This is a genomic window from Algoriphagus aquatilis (genome assembly GCF_042657405.1).
GTDB lineage: Bacteria > Bacteroidota > Bacteroidia > Cytophagales > Cyclobacteriaceae > Algoriphagus > Algoriphagus aquatilis.
This window is the reverse complement of sequence record NZ_JBHSKS010000023.1, coordinates 1-23,856: the sequence shown is the minus strand read 5'-3', so window position 1 is coordinate 23,856 and position 23,856 is coordinate 1. Positions and strand designations below refer to the sequence as shown.

Below are 23,856 nucleotides of genomic sequence, written 5' to 3'. Positions count from 1 at the left end.
GGCTTACCTGACCGAAGCGCATCTCCGGCCTGCTTGGCGAAAGCCTTGAAATCAAACTCTTCTTTGTCTTCTTTCATAGTCAAAATTTAATGGTTTAAATTTTGACACAGTTATTTGAACAGTCTCGCTTTTCAAGCTATTTCACGGGGAATCTCGATTATCTATTTCACCGACTGCAGGGAGGTTTATTTCGCGAAGCGTATTTCGCAGGGCCTTTTTCTGGAAGAATCTTTTAGAAATTCAATTCACCAATTTTTCATTAGTTTACTTTTCCAAACACCCATTCATTATTTCATGGAACAGGAAGTAATCGTTCAGATCAGCAACAAACTCAAAAGTATCCGAAAGGACCGAAATCTTACGCTACAGGAAGTAGCAGATCGGGCAGGCGTAACTAAGGGGCTGATTTCGCAGATTGAAAATAGCCGAACCATCCCTTCCCTGTTGGTCTTAATTCAGATTGTAAAAGCTTTGAATGTGGGCTTGGATGAGTTTTTTAATGACCTGAATTTCTATGGAAAAGAGGGGAAAATCCTTATTCAGCGAAAAGAACATTACCAGCGATTTGAAAAAGAACCCGCTTCAGGCTATGAGTATTTTCGGATTTTTACCAAAAAAGTGAATGCCTGCACCATCGACATTGTCTTGTTGGAGATTCAGCCCGGTGCGCAACGGGATTTTGTAAAGACGGAAGCATTCGAGTACAAATACATAATTTCCGGTTCAGTTAGGTATGTTTTTCGGGATCAGGAGATCGTATTAAACGAGGGTGACTCCATGCTGTTTGATGGGAGAATGGAGCATAATCCAGTGAATTTAGGCGAATCTACAGCCAGAATGTTAGTGGTGTATTTTTTTGAAGTCGGGTAAAATCGATTAATCACAGACACTTTTAGCACTTTTTTTAAGGACTTTGGCTTGTTTTCTTTACCAATTTGATGGGATGCATTACATTGGAAGGCTATCAAGTTTTGATGCTTACCTAGCTTTAAAATTCAGCGACTAACAACACCAATTAAATTTGCAATCCCCATGTCTCTTCCCAAAATCACCGTCCAAGCCCTTGTCTCCGCTCCTCTTGCTACCGTTTGGGAGCGATATACCAAACCCGAGCACATCACCCAATGGAATTTTGCCCATGAGAGTTGGCACTGTCCTGCCGCATCCAATGACATGCAGGTGGGTGGAAAACACTTTGCGAGAATGGAAGCACGGGACGGTAGCTTTGGGTTTGACTTTGAGGCAATTTACTTGGATGTAAAGCCCTTGGAATCTTACAGCTACGAGTTTGGCGGCAGATTATGTCAGGTAGAATTTCAGGAAATCGACGGAAAGACAGAAGTAAAGGTGAGCTTTGACCCCGAAACTGAAAACTCTTTAGAGCTTCAACAAAACGGTTGGCAGTCGATTTTGGATAATTTCAAAAATTACGCTGAGCGGGGCTGAGAAATAGTTTTGAACTCTGTCAAACAGGAGTTTAGGAAGTATTTGAAGAATATTTGGCTTCCATCATCCTGCATTAACTCATGGAAAATCATAAAATCTTTAAAATGGCTTTTGCCAGCGTGTATCCGCACTATGTGGCCAAAGCTGAGCGAAAAGGAAGAACCAAAGACGAAGTAGATGAGATCATTTGTTGGCTGACTGGCTATGATTTGACCGGTCTCCGAAATCAAATCGATCTGAAAAAGGATTTTGAATCCTTCTTTGCAGAGTCACCTTCCTATCATCCCAATGCTTCTCAGATTACTGGAGTGATTTGCGGATACCGAGTAGAGGAGATTGCTGACCCGCTTATGCAGAAAATCCGACAGTTGGATAAGTTGATCGATGAGCTGGCCAAAGGGAAAAAGATGGAAAAGATTCTAAGAACCTGAAATCTATTCGGATTCCTTTCACTATCCTTTGAACTCTAATTGCTCCTGAAGATCATTCCTTTATCAAGCATTTCCAAGATTTGCCGAACCATGTTTTTCCAAATTTGTTACGTTGGAGTAATTAGCTAACCCACATGGATTTCAATCTCGACTGGCTTCTTTCCACTGATTATACCCAACCCAAAAATTTTCTTGTCATTTTCAGTATCCTGCTTGCCGGGATTTTCTTAAGGTATTTGGCCCTTGCATGGATCTACCATGAGGCGGTGTACAAACGGCTTGGAGACAAGATGCCCTTCCGAAGACTTCATGAGCAAATCCGGTTACCACAAGTGAAGACCGAAATCTGGTACTCATTTTTAGGTGCGATCATCTTTGCCGTGGCAGGTGCGCTCATGTTGATTTTCTGGCAAAAAGGCTATTCACAGCTATATTCTACACTTACATGGTGGGATATCCTTTGGATTCCGTTCAGCTATTTCGCAGCACTCTTTATCCATGAGACCTATTACTACTGGCTGCATCGCTGGATGCATCAACCCAAAGTGATCCGACATTTTCACCACATCCACCACAATAGTCTGTACACAAGCTCCTTCACTTCATTTTCCTTTCATCCCATTGAAGCTGGATTACAAGCCATCTTCTTGCCTGTATTGGTCCTTTTTCTACCCATGCACTTCCTTGTACTTATTGCACTTTTGATCACTATGTCCATTACAGCGGTAATCAACCACGCTGGAGTAGAGGTATATCCAAATCAGGCGCTCAATTCAAAGTTTTTTCGATGGATGGTAGGTGCGACCCATCACGACATGCATCACCTCAAGTATCGTTGCAACTATGGCCTTTATTTCACCTTTTGGGATGTGTGGATGAAGACCGAGGACTCGGGTTTTGAAAAAAGATTTGAGGCCCATACCCAGAGAAGAAATTAATTTTGAGCCGTATGAATTTGGGCTTTGAAGGTTGTACTAAAGGTTAAATATTTAAAAAGAAAAGAGAGAATGCTAAGGTTCTCTAACAGCTTATTTTGAAGGATCTGGCCAGAACGCTTGAATTCAGTTTTCAATTCACCTCAAATCGGAATTATATTTTTTTATGATATGAATGCTGATTAGTTATTTAAACACTCCTTTCAGGTGCCATTCATCAAGAAAACTCCTGATTTTCTAAAAAAATCATAATTATCAGCTTGAAACTATTTTACTTTGTAACCAGTTAATGGACTGATTCAAAGAATCCATGTCCGACACTAAACCCAACAACCGAATAAACTTCTTTCTGACGATTCAAACCATGAGATGGATCTTAGTGATTACTCTCTTCTTTGTAGGTCTTGGAACTTTTCCTGTTGGGCAAGATCTACCTCCATCTACGGCTAGCATTTCGGAAACTCCGGATCTGCAAACGCAATACCTCGATGTATTTCAGTTTGACTTTTCAGATCTGATTCCAGCAGAGGCTAGAGTCAGAACCTCCTCTTCCTCTTCTCAACGGCTAAAAAACGAACGTAGCTCCTACGTTTTTGAGCTTCAGGGATTAGTCTTTCTGCACTGCAAAGTGGAGAAATCCTATTCAGAAATTCATGTTGACAAATACCTTAAGCAATTAATTCAGTACACCATACAGGTTAACGCTCCTTGACCTGATTTTTTCAATTCGCTTTTAGTACCCTCAGACAATAGCCCTGTTGTCGTTCTACCTCATTTATTTCTATTCTTATGAAAACTGAAAAACTTAACTTGTTTTCCGGAGTGAAGACATTTGTATCTACCGCTTTGACTTTGGTGATGATGTCAGGTATCCTCGCGTCCTGCACCGAAGGAAATTCAAAAAACAACAAAGAAAATGAAGCGCTAAGCGTGCCTGTTTTGGAGCTTCAGCCTCAGTCTGTGGAAGTACCTCAGACCTATATCGCCGACATCCAAGCGGTACAATTTGTGGAAGTCCGTTCCAAAGTGGAAGGTTTTGTGGACCGTATTTTCGTGGATGAAGGCCAGTACGTGAAAAAGGGCCAAACCCTATTCCAGCTTTCCTCGGCCGAGTACAACGAGATGGTCAACTCAGCACGTGCAAATCTTGCCAAAGCAAAAGCTGAGCAAACTGCCGCTAAAGTCGAAATGGAACGCCTTCAGATTTTGGTAAACAAAAAGATCATCTCCAACTCTGAATTGGAATTGGCTAAATCCAAAAAAGCAGTAGCTGATTCTCACATTGCAGAAGCTGAGTCTTTGCTAAAATCAGCACAAACAGGCCTTTCTTACACCACGGTAAGGGCACCATTCGACGGCTTGGTGGATAGAATCCCCCACAAGATTGGCAGTCTAGTAACAGAAAACGATTTGCTGACTTCCATCACTGACATATCTTCCATTTTCGCCTATTACAAAGTCAATGAAAATGAATACCTGAACTTCATGAGAGACAAAATCGAAAGCGGTGCAGATACATTTTCCGAACAACTTACCCTGATTCTATCAGATGGAGAAAAGTATGGCCAAAAAGGCAAACTGGAAACTACCGAAGGGGACATTGAGTCAGGCACCGGATCTATAGGTTTCCGTGTGCGTTTTCCAAATCCTGACAACTTGATCAAACACGGTGCTTCTGGCAAAATCGAAATGATGTCCAAGTTGGATGAGGTCTATTTGATTCCTCAGAAATCTACTTTTGAGATTCAGGACTTCACCTATGTATATGTCGTGGACAAAGACAATACGGTAAAAGTGAGAAGCTTCAAGCCGCTTCAGCGATACGATATCTACTACATCGCAGACGGTTTCCAGCCTGGTGATAAGATTGTGTTTGAAGGAATTCAGCAAGTAAAAGATGGATCCATAGTAGTCCCTCAGGCGGTTGCTGCCGCTGATGTCTACCATGATCTGATCAGTTCCCGTTAATCCCAAACGCTAACTCACCCCTTACATGCTGGAATTATTTATCAGGAGACCGATTCTCTCGACGGTCATTTCTGTGTTCATTACGTTGCTGGGTATCTTGGCGCTGACCTCGCTGCCGATCACCCAGTTTCCCGATATCGTACCTCCTGCCGTGACGGTAACCGCCCGATATACCGGTGCCAATGCCGAAGTATTAGCAAAAGCTGTAGCAACTCCTCTGGAGCGCGCCATCAATGGTGTACCGGGAATGGAGTACATGACTTCTGTAAATACCAATGACGGTATTTCCCTGATCAACATTGTCTTCAAGGTAGGAACTGACCCTGACCAGGCTGCAGTAAACGTGCAGAACCGGGTGGCAACCGTACTGGATGAACTTCCCGAGGAGGTAATCCGGGCGGGCGTACAGACAGAAAAGGAAGTTAACTCCATGCTTCTTTACCTAAACCTCACCACTTCGGATACCACTCAGGATGAAAAGTTTGTGTACAATTTTGCCGATATCAATATCCTTCCTGAATTGAAGCGTATTGATGGAGTAGGTCGTGCAGAAATTATGGGGATGAAAGACTACGCGATGCGGGTGTGGCTGAAGCCGGACCGTCTTGCCGCCTACGACCTTTCGCCCCAAGACGTCACGGAAGCCATCCGTGCCCAAAACGTCGAAGCAGCACCAGGTAAATCCGGTATTTCCTCAGACCGCGATCCACAGGCATTACAGTATGTATTGAAATACACAGGGAAGTTTAATCAGGAGGAAAACTACGAAAACATCACATTAAAGGCGCTTCCTGACGGTTCGTTGCTAAAACTGAAAGACGTGGCAGACATTCAGTTTGACGCCTTGGAATACTCGATGGTATCCATGACAGATGGAAAACCATCGGCATCCATCATGATCAAACAACGTCCGGGTTCGAATGCACGGGAAGTAATATCCAACATCAAAGCCAAAATGGAGGAAATCCAAGGCTCTTCCTTCCCTCCAGGCATGACTTTCAACGTGTCTTATGATGTGAGCCGATTCTTGGATGCGTCAATCTATGAAGTAGTAAAGACCTTGATAGAAGCCTTCTTACTGGTATTCATCGTAGTGTTTTTGTTCCTTCAGGATTTCAGATCCACCTTGATTCCTGCGATTGCGGTACCGGTTTCCTTGGTCGGAACACTCTTCTTCATGCAGCTTTTTGGCTTTTCGATCAACCTACTTACCCTTTTCGCACTCGTACTTGCGATCGGTATTGTGGTGGATAATGCCATCGTAGTCGTAGAAGCTGTGCACGTGAAGATGCATGAGCTCAAAATGAATGCCTTGGATGCTACCATCGCGGCAATGAAAGAAATCGGCGGTGCGATCGTGGCAATTACTTTGGTGATGTCGGCGGTGTTTATTCCGGTGAGTTTTCTTTCCGGACCGGTGGGGATTTTCTACCGACAATTTTCACTGACCTTGGCGATTGCGATTGTGATCTCAGGGATCAATGCCTTGACACTTTCCCCTGCTCTTTGCGCGATGATGCTCAAGCCGATGCACCATGCCGGGGAAGGAAAAGAAAATGCGTTACAGAAGTTTTTCAATGGCTTTAACGCCAAATACGATGCCCTGGCAGGTAAATACCTGACTGTATTGAAAAGTATCGCCAACCGAAAAACCATCACCTATGGAGGTCTTGTATTGTTTTTTGTGTTGACTTATGGGATGATTTCATTTATTCCAACAGGCTTCATCCCGAATGAAGACCAAGGGATGATTTATGTCAACGTGACCACACCTCCGGGAGCAACGGTGGACCGAACTTCCGAAATCATGGACGAAGTGCAAGCCGCGCTTTTGCCTTTGGAGGAAGTCGAGACCGTATCCACCCTTGCAGGATATTCCCTTTTGACTGAAACAGCCGGTGCTTCTTTTGGCATGGGAATGATCAACTTAGCCCCTTGGGATGACCGAGAAAAGGATGTAAACGAGCTGATCGCTGATTACTCTGAGCGCACTTCTCATATCAAAGGTGCGGATATCCAATTTTTGGCACCTCCACCGGTACCTGGATTTGGAAATGCTTCTGGGTTTGAGCTTCGATTGCAAGATCGCTCTGGTGGCAACTTGGACAACATGGCGCGAGTCAATGAAGAATTCATTCAGGCCCTGAATGAGCGATCTGAAATAGAAGGAGCCTTTACCAACTTTGACCCGAGCTTTCCTCAGTTTCTTCTAAGCGTCGATCATGACAAAGCTGCTAAGCTTGGAATCTCTGTGAGTGAGTCGATGGAAACCTTGCAGAGTTACATCGGATCTTATTATGCTTCCAACTTTATCCGATACGGAATGATGTACAAGGTGATGATTCAGGCCTCTCCTGAGTACAGAACTTCGCCTGAATCACTCTTGGAAATGTATGCTAAAAACAAGGATGGAGAGATGGTTCCTTACTCCAACTTTGTGAGCCTCGAGCGAGTCTACGGTCCGGAGCAGCTGACGAGATACAACATGTTTACTTCTGCCTTGATCTCAGGTGATGCAGCTCATGGATATTCTTCGGGTGACGCAATTAAAGCAGTAGAAGAAGTAGCAGCGGCTACCCTTCCTCGGGGATATGACATCGACTGGTCTGGAATTACGCGAGAGCAAATTGCTTCCGGTAATCAGGCGATATACATTTTCTTGATCTGTTTGGTCTTTGTGTACTTGCTTTTGGCCGCACAGTACGAAAGCTACATGCTCCCACTTCCGGTAATCCTTTCACTTCCCGCGGGGATCTTTGGTTCTTATTTCTTCCTTAATCTGGTGGGATTACAAAACGACATTTATGCCCAAGTATCCTTGGTTATGTTGATCGGCTTGCTGGGCAAAAACGCCATTTTGATCATCGAGATCGCGATTCAAAACCGTGCTAAAGGCATCTCAATTTTACAAAGTGCCATCAATGGTGGCGTAGAACGTCTCCGACCTATTTTGATGACCTCATTTGCCTTCATCTGTGGTTTGATTCCTCTGACCATTGCTTCCGGTGCAGGCGCTATAGGTAACAGAACCATCGGAACTGCCGCTGCGGGAGGAATGCTCATCGGCACCGTGATCGGTGTGTTTTTGATCCCTGGCTTGTATGTGGTTTTTGAAACCATCGACACCAAAATGAAAGAAAAGAAAGCCAAACGACTCCAAGTCTCTACTCAAATCCAGGAAGCTCACGTATGAAAAAAATAGCAATTGCATGCGTGCTGGGGCTGGTATTGGCTTCAGGCTGCAAAGTAAGTGAGGTCACAAAACCTCAACCCAGAATAAACTTACCAGGAGAATTTGCTGCTGTTGCAGGTCAGGTAGCTGACTCCGTTGCGCAGGTTTCCTGGGAGAGTTTTTTCAAGGATGAAAATCTCAAAACCCTGATTTCTTCTGCTTTGAGCAACAATCAGGACAACCTCATGACCCTGGAGCGAATCAAAGCCGCAAGAGCCTCCATGATGGCTGCCAAAGCGGGTCTTTTCCCAGCAGTATCCGGAATGGCGGGTGCAAGCCGTCGGAAGTTTGGAGAATATACCATGGATGGGGTGGGAAATTTTGACACCAACCTTTCTGATAATATCACTGAGGACAAAAGGATACCGGATCCTTACCGTGATTTTATCATCGGAGCAAACTTCAACTGGGAAGTGGACGTCTGGGGAAAACTCAGAAATCAAAAACGCGCTGCGGCTTCGAGGTATTTAGCCTCAGAGGAGTTTGCCAAAAGTGTACGCACTTGGTTGGTTTCGGATGTCGCTACTACCTATTACGAATTGTTAGCCATCGATGCAGAGATTCAAGTGTTGAATGAAAACATTCGCCTTCAAGATCTAGCGCTTCAGCTCATCATCGAACTGAAAGAAGGAGGACGAGCCAATCAGCTGGCCATCGATCAATTTGAAGCTTTGGTGCTCAACTCCAAGTCTCAATTGGAAGCAAAGCTTAGAGAGCAGAAAACCCTTGAATATGCACTTACCAGATTGGTAGGCCAAGTGGAAGTCGCCCTAAATCGCACCAACCTGGATTCAGCAGTGGAAACCCCACGAGTGATGGAGATTGGGATTCCTGCCCAACTGATCCAGTCAAGACCTGATATAAGAGAAGCCGAATTGAATCTGCAAGCGACCAATTTCAATGTTTCCGCAGCCAAAGCAGCCTTCTACCCTTCCATCAACCTCTTTGGAATGGCAGGATTCAATGCCTTTGAATTTTCTAAGCTCTTCTTCAATCCAGCCTCCACCATGTATCAACTTGGAGCTGGATTAACAGCTCCGATTTTCAATAGAAGGCAGGTACAAACTGAGTTTGAACTGGCAAGAGCAGACCAGCAGGTAGCTTTGTTGGATTATGAAAAACGAACGTTAAATGCCTACCTCGAAGTACTTGATCTGGTCAACCAAATCAGTACGCTTGACAATCAATTGAAGCTTAAGGAAAATGAAGTGAATGTACTTCAGCGCTCTATCGAAAATTCCAACACGCTCTTTTCGGTAGGTTACGCTAATTACCTGGAAGTCATCACCGCACAGGCACGAGCTTTGGAATCTGCGATCGAACTGGCGGACCTCAAAGCTTCCCGTCTTCAATCTCATGTGCAGCTTTATCGAGCACTGGGGGGAGGATGGAATTGATACCAACAAAAAAGACCGAATTGCTTCGGTCTTTTTTGCTTTATGCAGGTTGAGGGAGCCGGAAAGCCTGTCTGGCTAGGAGCTTCCACATTCCCTTTTCCCGAGTCCAGATCATCATCAGGCCGATGTTTAAGGTATTGGTATTGCCATTGGAAACGATGCTTGCTTTGACATTGTGCCTCACGATAGCTAAGTCTTTATTGGGCATGCTAACCTCCAAATCCGAAATGTCCCAAGATTGGTAATCTGTTTTTTTGGAAGCAAAAACTGCTAAAAATTCCTCCTGATTTTCGATGACTCCGCTAGAGTGTCCATAATCCAAATTCACCGAGGTGAGTTGGCGAAGTGCTTCCACATTTTCGTCAAGCATGGCCAATCTGAGCTGAAAAACAGCTTCTTTGATTTCGGTATCACTCTGGGAAAACGCCGGAATACTGAGCAGCAAAAGGAAATAAATCAGGATTGCTTTCATGGATTTTTGGGTTGATTTTGTTCAATTTAAAGAAAAATCATCGCCATTTTAAACCAATCACTTTTTCTATGCCCAGAAAACCTTTTTCCTACCAAATCACTCAACTTGATCCTGCCAAGGATCACGAGCAGATTTCTTTCCTCCTCTCCTGCCATGTCTTACCTTGGGATTTGGAGCGAGCCTTAGAGTTTGCTTTGTTTCGTACCTTCGCGATCCCCTCTATTTCAGGACTTTTGGCTCAAACGGGGGAATTTCAGCATCGCCCCCGCAAGCGATACGATGACACAGAATTAATCCTTTTTGAGATTTTGGAACATGGCATGAACAGCCTCCGAGGAAAGCGTGCTATACGCCGGATGAACTCCATGCATGGGCGTTTTGAGATCTCCAATGATGATTTTCTCTACGTGTTGTCCACTTTTATTTTCGAACCGATTCGTTGGCTGGAAAAATACGCCTACCGACCGATGACCGAACTGGAAAAGCAAGGGGTTTTCAAAAACTACCTCGAGCTCGGCCGCCGGATGAACTTAAAAGACGTCCCTCAGACTTTGGAGGAATTTGAGCGATTCAATCTGGACTATGAAGCCAAACACTTTCAATATGCAGCCTCCAATCGCCTGATTGCCGACAAAACCATCGACTTGCTCTTGGGGTTTTACCTGCCCAAATGGCTTTTTGGAGTAGGACGACCCTTTGTTTTTGCGCTGCTGGACGAGCCCTTGAGAGTGGCTTTGGGGATTAGAAAAGTGGCCTCTTGGAGAAAGGTTCTGATGAAAGCAGGCCTGAGAGTCCATGCCATTTTTCACCAAATCAGCAGCGAACCAACCGAACCTGTCTTAGGTACTCGAAGGAAAAGGCCCACTTATCCCGAGGGATATCAGATTGAGGAATTGGGCACGTTTCCTTTTAAAAGCAGTCAAGACTAGCGAGATACTTTGCTGGTTTGGGAGCGTGCTCCGGCTAATTTGGCACCAAGTAAAGCCATCGGAAAATAAGCCAAGAGCAGGTCGGTGACATTAAACCAAAGGGGTGCTGGCAAAGCCATCACCATAAAAGTGCCGCTTACGAAAAACAGCAACCCAATCAAAATTGCCAATTCTTTGGCAAAAGATGCCGCGATCTTGGCCGTAATAAATGCACCAATCAAGGTCCCCAACGCATGGGCAAGAAAAGGAATCAAAAAGTGCTTAGGTTGCATGATGTCCATAGCTGCTTCTAGACCTTCCATGGTGGTCAAATCAGCACCATCAGGTGGCGGGATCAGCGCCGCACTGTTCATTACAAGCAGGGAATTGACGGTGCCCCCGATAAGTACCCCCAGGATTACAGCAATCGTGTTTTTAAGAATCGGATGCATATCAGTGAGATTTAGCGTTTGAGTTTTTGATTTGTCTGAGGAGGTCTTCCATGTAGTCCACCTGCACTTCTTGGATTTCCAGCAGTTTTCTGTTTTGGTGGACGAGGAGGTGGTCTATTTTTTCGCTCAAAAGTTTGATTTCCAGCTCAGCCTTCAGGTCTATTTTGTAGTCATGCTCTGATCGGATTCGATCTTTAGCTTCTTGACGATTTTGGCTCATCATGATGATCGGAGCCTGGATGGCGGCCAGGCAGGAAAGAATCAGATTCAGCAAAATAAATGGAAATGGGTCGAAAGGCTTTGTGGCTAGGATGTAGGCATTGGTAATCATCCAGATCACTAGAAAAGTGAAAAAGAGAATGATAAAAGTCCAGCTTCCTCCAAATGTGGCGATGTGATCAGCCATCCGCTCTCCAAAAGTAAGCTCGGGATCAGTATCATCCTGAATCTTCTCGGAGAGAATGGAGTTATCCCGGATAGCTACCATCACTTGCTGATCTATTCTCGCCAACTCTCCTTTTTCTTCTTCGATCATCCGAGTGAGGTAGAGACGTCGGTAAAAGTTGAGTTCGGATAAGCTGATGTAATCTTCAGGACCAAATCCGGGATTTTCCTTACAAATCAGGTTCAAAATACCGGCCCGGATTTCCGCACCAATCATCGCTTCACCTTCAGGGATCGATTTTTGGCTGATGTAGCTTTTGATCACGGCTTCAGCTTTTTCGTTTTCCTGAGAACGTACCGCTTGCCATATCAGCAAGATTTACCTTTCCGCTGATGGAAGATTCCGTGGCAGTACCATCGTAGGTGATCCGATTTCCCTGGATGGAAAACTCCAAGTGAAGGACATTCCCTTTCAAGGTACCTGTGACTTGCGAATCACCGAGCGAACCGGAGTAGGTTCCTGTTATTTTCTCACCTTCCTGCTTGAGGACAAAAGTGGGATTTCCACTTCCCATATCCGTTTGCACATCGACTGTCCAAGTTCCGGTAAGGTCAATTTTCGTTTGTGCTTGAGCGAAAAAACCAAAAGCGAAAATGAGGAGAAAGAAAAGCAACAAGGTTTTCATAGCGAGATGAAATTAGGGTTACCAAAAGTTATGATTTATTCTCCTCCAATTTGCACTTTTCAGTCATTTTTTAGCGAGAGGACAGCCTCTGCCTCCATTTCGACCAAATACTCCTCCCCGATCAGATCTGCCCGGACCATGGTATTGGCAGGCTGGATTCCTGCAAACCGCTGCCCATGAGCTCTGGAAATCGGTTCCCATTGATCCGCATTTCGGATGAAAATTCGTGTTCGGACGACATCTTCCAAGGTTCCTCCAAGGGATTGGATTGCTCCCTCGATTTTGTCTAAGATAAAATGCGCCTGAGCACCGGGGTCATTTCCTCCCATTGCTTTTGAGCCATGAGTGGCGGTCGTACCTGAAACCAAGATGCGGTTTCCTTTTTTCACCGCTCGGCTAAATCCTGCAATATCCTCCCAAATCGTACCACTGAGAGCTTTGGTGCGTCCATCAGTTCCCTCCACCGTCGGATAGGGAGCAGGAAAAGAAGCAACGTGATGGCTCAAATCTCCCGAGGCAGTCAGGAAAGGAGGTTTGCGGTATTCGTCTCCGCAGTCGCCGGGGATCCGGGAGAGCGTATGAAGAACCTGTCTGAGCTGAGTCTCGTCCGATTCATCCAACTGGAAGGAGAAAAGCCGCTCGTTATCAACGATATGTTCGCTTTTCCCTAATCGAGCTCCGATGATTACCCCGGCCACCGCAGGGCGGGTCATGATGTAGTGACTGGCAATATTGGCAATGCCTACTTGATGCTTTTTAGCGATGCTGTCAAGGGTCTGAAGTAAATCTTGAAACTGATCCCATCCCCCTGCTGCGTCGATAAATCGCTTGTATTTCATCTGTGACCAAGTCAGGGATTCATTCAGGACAGGTTCGGGTTTCCCAAGCCATTTTTCGGAAAGAAATCCACCTGCCACCGTACCAAAGGCCAGCAATTTAACGCCATGTTTCAGGCATAATGCCGTCATTTCTCCTGCTGCCCGCTGATCGAGGAGCGAATAACAAACCTGATTGGACACCACTTCAATCCCTGAATTGACCACAATACTGAGGTGCGCTGTATCAAAATTGGTCAATCCAAGATGCTTGATCAGGCCTTCTTCCTTGAGTTCCTGAAGCCAAAACAGGCAATCCACCCAACTCGGATGGGTATATTGCCAAGCATGAAACTGCATCAGGTCAATCCGATCGGTTTGCATGCGGGTGAGGGCAGTTTCTACGGCTTTTCTCACTTGATCTTTGGTGATGCTGTCGGGAGAAGGCACCCATTTGGTGAAAAACTGAGCCGAATCGCCTCCGTAGGTTTGCCGGAACACACCGGTGATTTCCTCTGCCGAACCGTAATGATCGGCCATGTCAAAAGTGGTAAAACCGGCATCCACGTAGGCTTTCATGGATTGGGCAGCTTCGTGCGGGTTAACCTTGTTGCCGTCTCGCTCCAGATCGGCAATTTGCCAGAGTCCAGTCAGCGCCCTGCAAATGGTCAATCCGGGGGCTAATTCAGTGTATTTGGAAAGGGTCATATCAGTCTTGTGGTAATTTCGAGAATCTGTTTTTCAGGTTAGGATCGGATTTTTGGAGTTTTTTCCAACGGAAATAGAAAAGAAGGCTAGCCAAGCCCATCACAATTAGCCACACCCAAGTGGAGTGAAAATACCAGGCTGAAACTTCAGCAGAAAGGTCTTTGCTCACGTGGATAAGTAGAAAGGCAGAAAGAAAAAGGGTACCCACCAGCGCAATTATTAGCTGACTGAAAGGGTGTTTGAAGATCTTGATTTCGCTTGCCAAAGCCGGATTTCGCTTGGGCAGGAAAGCGACTGAGAGACACATGAGCAGAAAATTGACCAACATGGAAGTGACCATGATGTCAATTCCCAAAAAGAAATCACCGGCAAAATGGCTTCCCAAAATCCCAACCGTAGAAACCAATGTACTCAATAGGATAGCCCGGTATGGAGCATGACGTTTGGGGTGGATTGTAGCTAATGCTTTTGGAAAAATCCCATCTTCAGCCCAGGAAAAAACCAATCGGGACACCGAAAGAATCATCGCCGGAAGATCATTGAGCAAGGCAATTGCTGCTCCCAGCAAAATCACCACCCCAAGTCCAGTAGGCAGTAAATAGGAAAGAAGTCCTGCGGCGGTGATGTCTTTGATCTGAGACTCAAGAGCCACAAACTGCCAAGGTACCGCATGGTAAACGGCAAATGTGAACGTGAAATAAAACAAGCCCACCGTCAAAATCGCCAAGCCGATCGCTTTGGGAAGGTTTTTCGTAGGATTTTTGGCTTCTCCTCCCGCCTGTGCGATCGAGTCAAAGCCTATGAAGCTGGAAAACAGGATTGCTGCGGCAGAGAAAAAAGTAGTCCAGTTAAATTCTGCAGTGAAAAGCTCAAGCTGACGGCCTTCTTTTTCCATCAAGGCATTCGAAAAGTCCTCAGTAGTAAAACTCAGTCCTGCGAAAATCACCACCGCCCCAAGGGCAAACATCAAGACCATCAGCGGAATCAAGGTACGCTCGTAGGATTTCACCCCAAGCATATTGATCCCTGCAAAGAGCCAAAGGAGACCAACAGACAAGACCACTCGCACCAAAGAATGGCTTAACCAATCCGCCAAAGCAGTCCATTCCAAAGCAACGGCCACATCCCGAAAGAAGGGAACCACCACGTAGGAAATCACTCCTATCACAATAGATAGCCCAAACCATTGCGAAAAACTGGCCACAAAACCCCAATAGGGATGAATTGCCCTACTAGCATACAGGTAAGATCCTCCTGCTCTCGGCATGGCAGAAGCTAAAATCGAGTAGGCTAAAGCCGCAAAAATCGCCGGAATGGCTGCAAAAAGGAAAGCCGGAAGGACATAGGGACCGATACCGGGCACATTGCGCTGGATCATAAAGGGCACCACATAGATGGAAGCCCCGATCATCGAGCAAATCCCCGTGGCGGCAAGTCCTAAAAGACCGAGTTGACGATTGAGATGAGAGGGTTGTTGGGTCATAGAAGGCTAAAAATAGAGAAAAGCCTCCGACTCAACCAATGCCTTCCAAGTAATCCTGATTTACTTTTTGATTCCGAGAATCACGATTCAACGGTTGGAAAAATTCATTAGAGAATCAGAAAATCACTGGCTCATCTGGACCAAACTCTTTATCGATTCAATTAGCTTTTCTAACCACAATAGACACATAGCAGCACATAGCTTTTTAGCGGAAAACTTTTCTATGTGTTTTCTATGTGCCTTATGTGGTTTAAAGTTTAAATGTCCTTGCCTACCTGAGTGTCCGCACTCACGCCTTAGAATAATACTTCATCCTAAAAAGGAGGAAACCAAAAAAAATTGTGCATCTGTGGCAAATCATCGATCAAGTCCCGCTTCTGGAGAAGCAGGACAGTGGCAAAAAGTACAGAGAAGCAGCTTTTTAAACCACACTAGACACATAGCAGCACATAGCTTTTTAGCGAAAAACCTTTTCCTATGTGTTTCTTATGTGTCTATTGTGGTTCAAATTTTCATGCTTTCCATCTTTTGAAAAGAAGATCTGTACTCATCTTGAGTCATCCGCGAGAAAATTCCTTATAACAAATTAAACCCGCCTTTTACCAACACTACCGTGGTAGAATCAAGTGCCTTCTCCGGTTCAATCGCCAGGTAATGCTTGCCTTTAGCCCCTGGAATGACTTTCACTTTTTCCAAAACATATCCATTCTCGGTTTTTGACTTTTGAATCAAAATATACCGATCCTGATCCACCTCTAGGACCGACTCTTCAGGTACTGCCAAAGAAACTTGCGGATCCAACTGAATTCTCGCTTGCAAAAACATCCCCGGAGTCATTTTGGATTCCTGCTTTTCATCCACCAAATGTGCGTGAATATTGATTTGGCGCTGGGCATTGATTGACTGACCGACCACATAGATCTTGGCTTGCATCACTTCTCCTGGTTTGTCAGGACTGGTAAATTCCACCTTTTGACCTGGATGTACCCGGTTGGCATCTTTTTCAAACAGCACCAACTCCACATGGATATGCTCCCGACTGAGCAAGGTGACCGCCTTTCCTGCCGCGGGCAAAAACTGTCCCGGCACGACAAACACATCCTCCACAAACCCACTGATTGGGGAAGTCACCGCTACTTTGGTCTTGATAGACTGAGGGGTAAGCTGATCCGCATTGATTTGAATCAGGGAAAGTTGCTTCTTCAAACTCTCGGACTTAGCTAACGCAGTCTGGTAATCGGCCTCTGCTTTGAGGTAGTTTTTTTGAGCAGAAATCTGCTCAGCAGCCAAGGTGCGTTGACGTTCAAATTCAGATTTGAGGTAGGTCAATTGGCTTTTGGTTTCCAAGTAATCCTGCTGCAAACGAATAAAATCTGGGTTTTCGAGATTAAAGAGCACCTCCCCTTTTTTGACCGGTTGCCCTTCAAGCAATTTAATATCCTGTACATAGCCTCCATAGTAGGCAGAAATTTCTCGCATGCCTTCGACAGGAATCTGGACCGTGCCCTGCACCGTAATTTCCTCTGAGAACTCTCCGGTGTGTAGTGGACCCCATTCCATTTTCATGGTCCGAAATTGGTCTTCCGTGAGGACAATTTCCTTGGAATCCTCAGGGGCTTCTGCTACTTCAATCCCATTTTCGGAGGATTCATTTTTGGAACAGGAGGTCGCGAGTACTAGTGCTAGAGCGCCCGAAAGTAAGATTTTATATGCCTGAATAGTCTTCATCAGTTAGCTAGGTAAAGGAGTTCGAGTTGATTGAGTTGGTAATCGAGACGGGCCTGTAGGTATTGCAAGGTGATGGTCCGAGAGTTTTCTACGAGTTGGACATATTGGAGAAAGTCAATTTCCCCTTCCTGAAAGGATCGACTGGCTTGGGCCCGCAATTGATCTGCGAGGGATTTTCCCTCCGTTTCGTAGTAGGTGATGATTTGCTGGCTTTGATCCAGTCTTTTTTGGATGGTAGAAAAATTCGTTTCCAGTCTGGATCGGAAGTTTTCTGATTCAAAATTGATTTGTTCCTGTGCGATTTTATTGGCTTTGATCTTGGCTGATTGAGCACCGAAAAAGAGCGGAATCCCTATACCTACCTCAAATCCGGGATATACTTTAGAACCGGGAGCCAGGTTGGTACCCCTAAACAGGTCTAGATTGATCGATGGAAGGAGGGAATTCTGATTGACTTTGGTCTGGTAGAAGGCCTGCATTTTGGCAGCCTCGTAAAAGGAAAATCCAGGATGTGAAGCTAGGTCTGCATTTGGATCAAGTTTGATTTCGGATGTTGAAATCTCTATTTCACCTTCCACCTGAATCAATTTCGCAAGCTGCTCCAACGCGATGGACTTACCCCGCTGAGCCTCGGATTTACGGATGGATATTTCACGCAACTTACTGTCTGCGGTGAGTTTTTCGAGGAGATTGGACTCGCCTGTTTCGAGTCGTCTGTTGGCAGCTTTGGCAAATGAACCATACAGGCTATCCAGGAAGAGGTAATTTTTCTCCAAATCGGTCCAATAAGCGGCTGTCACAAAGGCGGTGCTTACTTCCTTTTTCAGGGATCGGAGATCTAACTCCAATCTCGCCTCCTCCTGCTGTTGACCTGACCGGAGAAAGTTCTTTTGGGCACTATAAACTGTGGGAAAATCAAAACTCTGATTGATACCCCAAACCCGATTGAACACCCCATTTTCAGCAATGTCATTTTGATCCTGACGGTGAATCAGGTTGGTTTTCGGGATCTCCCATGCTGACCTAGTCAAAGCAACAGCCGATTCCAATCGTTTTTGAGAAGCGAGGATACCGGGATTTTGCTTTTCGGCAAGTTGCAGGGCCTCTTCTAAAGTCAATTTTGTGCTTTGCTGCGCCAAAGAAACCGCAAATGGACTGAGCAAAAAGAAGATCAGTAAGGAAGCTACCTTGGGTAGTTTGAATCCTTTTTTACTTTCTCCTGAATTAAACAACACGTACAAAACCGGCAAAACGACCAAGGTGAGCAGGGTAGCTGAAATCAACCCGCCTACGACGACCGTAGCCAAGGGACGCTGCACCTCAGCACCCGCCGAACCCGACACCGCCATGGGCAAAAAGCCCAAGGCTGCCGCAGAAGCCGTCAGCAATACAGGGCGCAGACGTTCTTTGGCCCCTGTGATCACCAGCTCTCGAATGGAAGTATACTTATGTTTCATGGATTTGAAATGTTCGATCATCACGATCCCATTAAGAACTGCAATTCCAAAAAGCGCGATAAATCCAACTCCTGCAGAGATACTAAACGGCATGTCTCTTAACCAAAGAAGCAGAATGCCACCAATGGCTGAGAAAGGAATGGCCGTATAGATCATAAAGGCATCTCGTGTGGAAGAAAAGGCGAAGAATAAGAGCAAAAAGATCAGCACTAAGGCTACCGGAACGGCGATCAAGAGTCGATTTCGGGCTTGCTGAAGGTTTTCAAACTGCCCCCCATAATCCACTCGATAGCCTTCGGGAATAGTGATCTGGTTTTTGACTATTGCCTGAATATCATCCACCACGGATTGTAGATCGCGGTTTCTGACATTCACTCCGACCACTACCCTACGCTGGGTATTGTCTCGGGAGATCTTTGCGGGACCTTTGGTATAGGTGATCTTGGCGAGCTCGGAAAGAGGAACACTGCCTCCGGTCGGAAGTTGGATGGCTGCATTTTCGAGATTTTCGATATCCTTCCGATAAGGCGCATCAAAACGAACCACCAATTCAAATTGCTTTTCCCCTTCAAAAACAGTCCCCGCACTTAGTCCTGCAAATCCCATGGTTACTACCTGATTCAGATCTTCGACGTTCAGACCGTATTTGGCGATTTTAGCTCGGTCGTATTCGATTTTCATTTGAGGAAGGCCGTCCACTTTTTCCAAGATGACGTCTGCCGCACCTTCCACACCCTGAATAGCCGCTTCTATTTCTTCGGCAGTTTTCAAGAGCATATCCAAATCTTCCCCAAACACCTTGATTGCCAAGTCAGCCCGAACCCCCGTAATCAACTCATTGAATCGCATTTCGATCGGCTGGGTAAACTCGTAATCCAATCCTGGAATAGCTTCCAATGCTTTTTTGAACTCTTCGGCTAGTTCATCCTTGGTTTCCACTGTCGTCCATTCGCTCGGTGGATGTAGGGTCACAATCACGTCACTTTCTTCCATGGACATGGGATCGGTTGGGATTTCGGCCGCACCGATTCGTGTCACCACTTGCTTCACTTCGGGAAACTTCATCAGAATCCGCTCCATTTCTGTGATCGTCTCCACGGTATTGGTCAACGTCGTTCCTGTCTTTAATACCGGCTGTATCACAAAATCCCCTTCATCCAGCGTTGGCACAAACTCAGAACCCATCGTAGAGAATAGCCAAACTGCAGCTACAAGAATCAAACCTGCAGTGGAAAGGACCGCTTTGGTATGGGTCAAAGCCCAATTAATGGTTGGCTCGTACAGTTTATTCAGAAAATTGATCAGTCGCACGGACACGTTCTTAGGTCCAGGCGGTTCTGATTTGAGGAAAAGCGAAGAAACGACCGGCACATAGGTCAAGCCCAAAATCATCGCTCCGATCAAGGCGAAACTGAATACTTCCGCCATGGGACGGAACATTTTACCCTCCACGCCTGAAAGCGAAAGAATCGGAATAAATACGATGATGATAATGATCTGTCCAAAAATCGCCGAATGCATCATTTTGGAGGCTCCATTAAATGAAATCTTGTCCTTTTCAGCTTGTCTTTCGCTGCGGGAAAGACCTGTGAATGATGCAGAAGATTTGGAAAACTGGTAGGCAATGTACTCGACAATAATCACTGCCCCATCGATGATAATTCCGAAGTCAATCGCTCCCAAACTCATCAGGTTGGCATCGACTCCAAAGATGTACATCATCGAAAGTGCAAAGAGCAAACTCAAAGGAATCACCGAAGCGACAACCAGGCCCGAACGGAAATTGCCCAAAAGCAAGACCACCACAAAAACCACGATTAGGCAACCTAGGAGCAGGTTTTCGGTAATCGTAAACGTAGTTCGACCGATCAATTCGGATCGATCCAAAAATCCATTGATAAACACACCTTCTGGAAGCGTATTTTCCATTTCAGCGATTCGCTCTTTGACTCGGTCAATGGTGCCTTTGCCATCAGCACCTTTGAGCATCATGACTTGGCCCAAAACTTTTTCACCTTCGGCATTGGCTGTGATTGCTCCAAAGCGATTAGCATGACCAAACTGCACCTTGGCAATGTCACGGATGTAAATCGGACTGCCATTTCGCACCTCAAGGACGATATTTTCAATATCCTCCAAGCTCTTTACTTGTCCTTCTCCGCGGATAAAGAAACTCTCATTCGTCTTTTCGATATAGCTTCCTCCGGAGATGGAGTTGTTTTTGGCTAAGACCTCATAGATCTGAGCCAAATTGACATTCATGGCTTTGAGGCGCTCGGGATTGATGGCAACTTCGTATTCTTTGAGAAAACCTCCCCAGGTATTCACCTCAATTACCCCTTCGATCCCGGAGAGATTCCGTCGTACCACCCAATCCTGAATCGTGCGCAGATCGGTGATGCTGTAGCGATCTTCGTAGCCGGGTTTGACGTCGATGATGTATTGGTAAATCTCCCCCAAACCCGTGGAAATCGGCCCCATAAAGGGTTGACCAAAACCCGAGGGAATCTTACCTTCTGCAATCTTCAATCGCTCGGCAATCAGCTGACGGGGCAAATAAGTGCCCATCTCCTCCTCAAAAACAATCGTCACCACCGAAAGACCGAACTTGGAAATGGAGCGGATTTCCTTCACTCCCGGGAGATTGGCCATTTCCAACTCCACCGGGTAGGTCAGGAATTTTTCCACATCCTCTGTCGCCAAGTTGCGGGAGGTAGTGATGACTTGTACTTGATTGTTGGTGACATCGGGTACTGCTCCGATGGGAAGATTGGACAAGGCGTAGATTCCAAAGCCTGTCCAAGCCGCCATAAAAATGAAAATGATGAGTTTGTGGGAAATGCTCCAGTGAATGATTCGATCCAGCATGAATCCTAGTCTAGGTGAATAGCAAAAGTGCAACACCCAGCTTAGGACTGTCTTAGGCAATTCTTAAGATTTGCTTAAGATTGAGTTGGGAAGTCCAGTCGAAACGTACTCCCAACCTCCTTTTTGCTTACTACAGAAAGCTTGATTTGGGATTCTTGGGCTAATTTTTTCACAATGGCCAAGCCTAATCCTGTTCCGGGAATCCCTTGGTCCAAGGCTTCTTTTTCCCTGAAAAATGGATCAAAAATATGTTCCAAATTCTCTTCTGCGATGCCCAAACCGGAATCTGCCACTTCGATGTAGGGCTGATTCCCGGACTTGCCTACCCTGAGAAAAACATCCGAACCGTCCGGTGAATACTTGATGGCATTGTGAAGCAAATTGTCCAAGATCATTTCCAGAGATTTCTCATTGGTAGTAATATAGATCGGCAGCCCCACCTGAGATTGAAAGGTGATTTTTCGTTTTTGTTCGGAGGAAATCTGATCTGCTTTTTCTTCCAAAAAGGTGATCAATTCCAATTCCTCTTTGACTAGATTTTTGGAGTTTTCTACTCTTGCCAAAGCCAGAAGCTGGTCAATCATAGCACTCATTCGATCGATGGTTGCCAGTGCAGTTTGGATTTTATGTTCGTATTCTTCGGCGGTTCGAGGCTTGCGAATCAAGACTTCTAGGGTGCCGCGAAGTACGGAAAGCGGAGTTCTCAACTCATGTGAAGCATCAGAGGTAAATTGCTTTTCCCGCTTCAACGCTTGCTCCAATCGTCCAAGCAGGTTATTGATTGATCGGGTGAGTTGGCCGATTTCATCCTCCAGTTCGGGTTCGGGTACTCGCTCGTTGAGATTTTTTTGCGTGATCTGATTAGTTTTTTCGATGATTTCCTGAATGGGTTCAATACTTTTTCCCGCCAGGTAGCGCATAGTCAGGTAAAGCGAAATGAGGATCATCGGATAAAAAACCAGCAGAACATTCCGAAGATTATCGAGCAGTTCCCGGGTATCGTCAAAAGATTTGGCCAAAAGCAAATAGCCCTCATGCTTTCCGGCATTGTAAAGAGGAATCTGACGGGTACGGACTTCGCTTGCACCTATTTTTTGGGTCCAGGCTTCGTTTTTCAGCGATTTTTCAGGGGAAAAGCTCAGGTGATTTTCCCGAAGGTTTGGAGATCTATCCTTCGATTTTCCTTCCAAATCCACGATTTCAATAAAGATCGGATTCAGTTGGATTTGACTGTGTTCCATTTCTTCCCACTCGTCCATGTGCAAGAATCGGATTTCTCCATTGACCAAAAAAATCTGATCCTTGTGCTTGTCGGTCTCCAGTTGGAGTTCGTAGTCGATATTGCGCACTACGGTAAAGTTTGCCACGAGGTAGATCAACACAAACACGATCAGGATGATCAATGCGGTGACCCAAGTCAGCCTTCGGGCTATCCGTTCTTTGTAGGCAGTCCTCATACCTCTTTAGCCATGTATCCCACCCCTCGGATGGTCTGGATGTAGTCTTCCTCCCGGTGCAGGTGAAGTTTTTTGCGTAGCGAATTGATAAATACGTCAATCACGCCGGTGTTGTAGTCAAAGTGAATGTCCCAGACGCTTTCGATGATGCGGGTGCGGCGACAGACCTTGTTTTTGTTTCGCACGAGATATTCCAGCAATGCAAATTCCTTTTGCGTCAGCTGGATCTCTTCACCCGCTCGAATGACCAAGTGCTTATCCGGAAAAATCTCAATAGGGCCCAAGGTGAGTTTTTCTTGGACGATTTCTCTTCCACGAAGCTGCACGCGGATTCGCATCAGCAGCTCCTCAAAGTGAAAAGGCTTTTTGATGTAATCATTGGCACCACTTTGAAGACCGAAGATGGTCTCATCCAGCGTGTCTTTGGCAGTAAGAAAAATAATCGGGGTTTGAGGGAAGTCCTTCCGAAACTGCCGTGTCAGCTCAATTCCACTGATACCCGGCACCATCCAATCTAACAATAACAAGTCGTAATTGCCGGAAAGAGCTAGGTCAAGACCTGATTTTCCATTTTCCGCCACATCCACCGCAAAAGCTTCCTCCTCCAGTCCCTGCTTGAGAAAATTGGAAATTCCGGGTTCATCTTCGACTACTAAGATTCGCATGGTGCAAGATAAATTTTTTCACTTCAAGGCATAAAAAAAGATTAGCCACAAAGACAGGAAGGCGCTAGAGGTGTTCAGTTTTAGTCGCAGTTGGCAAGGAAGCATGGGAGTAGGGAAGTTAGGAGGTATGGAAGTAATTGAAAAGTCAGACTACTAAAAAGATGCATTTTACTTAGGCAAACTCAGCGAATTTTCTACGTTCTACAGAGGGAAAAACTCTGTGAATCTGTGGCCATATGAGACTGTTCAAATAACTGTGTCAAAATTTAAACCATTAAATTTTGACTATGAAAGAAGACAAAGAAGAGTTTGATTTCAAGGCTTTCGCCAAGCAGGCCGGAGATGCGCTTCGGTCAGGTAAGCC

At 45.6% G+C, this 23,856-nt stretch carries 19 protein-coding genes; 9 read left to right on the top strand and 10 right to left on the bottom strand.

The window, feature by feature from the left end; translation table 11 throughout:
- Positions 1–294: 294 nt before the first annotated feature.
- The 8 genes from ACFPIK_RS17720 (at position 295) to ACFPIK_RS17685 (ending at position 9,409) form a co-directional block, all read left to right on the top strand.
- Positions 295–870: a helix-turn-helix domain-containing protein gene (locus ACFPIK_RS17720; RefSeq protein ID WP_377917733.1), complete on the top strand. Its 576-nt coding sequence runs from the start codon at positions 295–297 to the stop codon at positions 868–870.
- A 162-nt stretch (positions 871–1,032) separates the two neighbouring features.
- The gene (locus ACFPIK_RS17715; RefSeq protein ID WP_377917731.1) at positions 1,033–1,446 is read left to right on the top strand and encodes an SRPBCC domain-containing protein; all 414 of its coding nucleotides are present in this window, start codon (positions 1,033–1,035) and stop codon (positions 1,444–1,446) included.
- A gap of 80 nt (positions 1,447–1,526) precedes the next feature.
- Positions 1,527–1,877, top strand: a complete 351-nt coding sequence (locus tag ACFPIK_RS17710; RefSeq protein WP_377917729.1) for a DUF2200 domain-containing protein — start codon at positions 1,527–1,529, stop codon at positions 1,875–1,877.
- A gap of 134 nt (positions 1,878–2,011) precedes the next feature.
- On the top strand, positions 2,012–2,815 hold the full coding sequence (locus ACFPIK_RS17705) for a sterol desaturase family protein (protein WP_377917727.1): 804 nt from the start codon (positions 2,012–2,014) through the stop codon (positions 2,813–2,815).
- Positions 2,816–3,176: 361 nt separating this feature from the next.
- Positions 3,177–3,524 (top strand): hypothetical protein, encoded by a 348-nt coding sequence (locus ACFPIK_RS17700; RefSeq protein ID WP_377917725.1) that lies wholly within the window; start codon positions 3,177–3,179, stop codon positions 3,522–3,524.
- 77 nt (positions 3,525–3,601) lie between these two features.
- A complete protein-coding gene (locus tag ACFPIK_RS17695) occupies positions 3,602–4,780 on the top strand; it encodes an efflux RND transporter periplasmic adaptor subunit (RefSeq protein WP_377917723.1) in 1,179 nt (392 codons plus the stop codon).
- A 25-nt stretch (positions 4,781–4,805) separates the two neighbouring features.
- Positions 4,806–7,973 carry an efflux RND transporter permease subunit gene (locus ACFPIK_RS17690; protein ID WP_377917721.1) on the top strand — a complete coding sequence of 1,056 codons (3,168 nt, stop codon included), beginning with the start codon at positions 4,806–4,808 and terminating at the stop codon, positions 7,971–7,973.
- The gene (locus ACFPIK_RS17685) at positions 7,970–9,409 is read left to right on the top strand and encodes a TolC family protein (protein WP_377917719.1); all 1,440 of its coding nucleotides are present in this window, start codon (positions 7,970–7,972) and stop codon (positions 9,407–9,409) included. The genes ACFPIK_RS17690 and ACFPIK_RS17685 overlap by 4 nt, the downstream gene beginning before the upstream one ends.
- Positions 9,410–9,449: 40 nt before the next feature.
- Here ACFPIK_RS17685 and ACFPIK_RS17680 read toward each other — a convergent pair whose 3' ends face one another.
- Positions 9,450–9,881, bottom strand: coding sequence for a nuclear transport factor 2 family protein (locus tag ACFPIK_RS17680; RefSeq protein ID WP_377917717.1), 432 nt, complete (start codon positions 9,879–9,881; stop codon positions 9,450–9,452).
- Between the two features lie 68 nt (positions 9,882–9,949).
- On the opposite strand from ACFPIK_RS17680, the gene ACFPIK_RS17675 reads away from it, so the two are divergent.
- Positions 9,950–10,810, top strand: a complete 861-nt coding sequence (locus ACFPIK_RS17675) for an oxygenase MpaB family protein (protein ID WP_377917715.1) — start codon at positions 9,950–9,952, stop codon at positions 10,808–10,810.
- Here ACFPIK_RS17675 and ACFPIK_RS17670 read toward each other — a convergent pair.
- The 9 genes from ACFPIK_RS17670 to ACFPIK_RS17630 form a co-directional block, all read right to left on the bottom strand.
- Entirely contained in the window at positions 10,807–11,241 is a 435-nt protein-coding gene (locus tag ACFPIK_RS17670; RefSeq protein ID WP_377917713.1) for a hypothetical protein, read from the bottom strand. The two genes, ACFPIK_RS17675 and ACFPIK_RS17670, sit on opposite strands and share 4 nt — an antisense overlap.
- A 1-nt stretch (position 11,242) precedes the next feature.
- The gene (locus tag ACFPIK_RS17665) at positions 11,243–12,001 is read right to left on the bottom strand and encodes a DUF1003 domain-containing protein (protein WP_377917711.1); all 759 of its coding nucleotides are present in this window, start codon (positions 11,999–12,001) and stop codon (positions 11,243–11,245) included.
- Positions 11,955–12,311: a hypothetical protein gene (locus tag ACFPIK_RS17660; protein ID WP_377917709.1), complete on the bottom strand. Its 357-nt coding sequence runs from the start codon at positions 12,309–12,311 to the stop codon at positions 11,955–11,957. The genes ACFPIK_RS17665 and ACFPIK_RS17660 overlap by 47 nt, the downstream gene beginning before the upstream one ends.
- Before the next feature lie 59 nt (positions 12,312–12,370).
- Positions 12,371–13,834, bottom strand: coding sequence for an aldo/keto reductase (locus tag ACFPIK_RS17655; protein WP_377917707.1), 1,464 nt, complete (start codon positions 13,832–13,834; stop codon positions 12,371–12,373).
- 1 nt (position 13,835) lies between these two features.
- Positions 13,836–15,317: an APC family permease gene (locus ACFPIK_RS17650; protein ID WP_377917705.1), complete on the bottom strand. Its 1,482-nt coding sequence runs from the start codon at positions 15,315–15,317 to the stop codon at positions 13,836–13,838.
- A gap of 576 nt (positions 15,318–15,893) precedes the next feature.
- On the bottom strand, positions 15,894–17,045 hold the full coding sequence (locus ACFPIK_RS17645; RefSeq protein ID WP_377917703.1) for an efflux RND transporter periplasmic adaptor subunit: 1,152 nt from the start codon (positions 17,043–17,045) through the stop codon (positions 15,894–15,896).
- On the bottom strand, positions 17,045–21,430 hold the full coding sequence (locus tag ACFPIK_RS17640) for a CusA/CzcA family heavy metal efflux RND transporter (RefSeq protein WP_377917701.1): 4,386 nt from the start codon (positions 21,428–21,430) through the stop codon (positions 17,045–17,047). Before ACFPIK_RS17640 ends, ACFPIK_RS17645 begins: the two co-directional genes overlap by 1 nt.
- 14 nt (positions 21,431–21,444) lie before the next feature.
- Positions 21,445–22,827 (bottom strand): sensor histidine kinase, encoded by a 1,383-nt coding sequence (locus ACFPIK_RS17635; RefSeq protein WP_377917699.1) that lies wholly within the window; start codon positions 22,825–22,827, stop codon positions 21,445–21,447.
- Entirely contained in the window at positions 22,824–23,492 is a 669-nt protein-coding gene (locus ACFPIK_RS17630) for a response regulator transcription factor (RefSeq protein WP_377917697.1), read from the bottom strand. The genes ACFPIK_RS17635 and ACFPIK_RS17630 overlap by 4 nt, the downstream gene beginning before the upstream one ends.
- Positions 23,493–23,856 lie beyond the last annotated feature (364 nt).

What these genes read in the sequence shown, in the direction of transcription:
- ACFPIK_RS17675 (WP_377917715.1), top strand. Translation starts at nt 9,950, where the DNA reads ATGCCCAGAAAACCTTTTTCCTACCAAATCACTCAACTTGATCCTGCC.
- ACFPIK_RS17720 (WP_377917733.1), top strand. Translation starts at nt 295, where the DNA reads ATGGAACAGGAAGTAATCGTTCAGATCAGCAACAAACTCAAAAGTATC.
- ACFPIK_RS17690 (WP_377917721.1), top strand. Translation starts at nt 4,806, where the DNA reads ATGCTGGAATTATTTATCAGGAGACCGATTCTCTCGACGGTCATTTCT.
- ACFPIK_RS17695 (WP_377917723.1), top strand. Translation starts at nt 3,602, where the DNA reads ATGAAAACTGAAAAACTTAACTTGTTTTCCGGAGTGAAGACATTTGTA.
- ACFPIK_RS17635 (WP_377917699.1), bottom strand. Translation starts at nt 22,827, where the DNA reads ATGAGGACTGCCTACAAAGAACGGATAGCCCGAAGGCTGACTTGGGTC.
- ACFPIK_RS17700 (WP_377917725.1), top strand. Translation starts at nt 3,177, where the DNA reads ATGAGATGGATCTTAGTGATTACTCTCTTCTTTGTAGGTCTTGGAACT.
- ACFPIK_RS17685 (WP_377917719.1), top strand. Translation starts at nt 7,970, where the DNA reads ATGAAAAAAATAGCAATTGCATGCGTGCTGGGGCTGGTATTGGCTTCA.
- ACFPIK_RS17660 (WP_377917709.1), bottom strand. Translation starts at nt 12,311, where the DNA reads ATGAAAACCTTGTTGCTTTTCTTTCTCCTCATTTTCGCTTTTGGTTTT.
- ACFPIK_RS17670 (WP_377917713.1), bottom strand. Translation starts at nt 11,241, where the DNA reads ATGCATCCGATTCTTAAAAACACGATTGCTGTAATCCTGGGGGTACTT.
- ACFPIK_RS17655 (WP_377917707.1), bottom strand. Translation starts at nt 13,834, where the DNA reads ATGACCCTTTCCAAATACACTGAATTAGCCCCCGGATTGACCATTTGC.
- ACFPIK_RS17715 (WP_377917731.1), top strand. Translation starts at nt 1,033, where the DNA reads ATGTCTCTTCCCAAAATCACCGTCCAAGCCCTTGTCTCCGCTCCTCTT.
- ACFPIK_RS17645 (WP_377917703.1), bottom strand. Translation starts at nt 17,045, where the DNA reads ATGAAGACTATTCAGGCATATAAAATCTTACTTTCGGGCGCTCTAGCA.
- ACFPIK_RS17705 (WP_377917727.1), top strand. Translation starts at nt 2,012, where the DNA reads ATGGATTTCAATCTCGACTGGCTTCTTTCCACTGATTATACCCAACCC.
- ACFPIK_RS17710 (WP_377917729.1), top strand. Translation starts at nt 1,527, where the DNA reads ATGGAAAATCATAAAATCTTTAAAATGGCTTTTGCCAGCGTGTATCCG.
- ACFPIK_RS17650 (WP_377917705.1), bottom strand. Translation starts at nt 15,317, where the DNA reads ATGACCCAACAACCCTCTCATCTCAATCGTCAACTCGGTCTTTTAGGA.
- ACFPIK_RS17630 (WP_377917697.1), bottom strand. Translation starts at nt 23,492, where the DNA reads ATGCGAATCTTAGTAGTCGAAGATGAACCCGGAATTTCCAATTTTCTC.
- ACFPIK_RS17680 (WP_377917717.1), bottom strand. Translation starts at nt 9,881, where the DNA reads ATGAAAGCAATCCTGATTTATTTCCTTTTGCTGCTCAGTATTCCGGCG.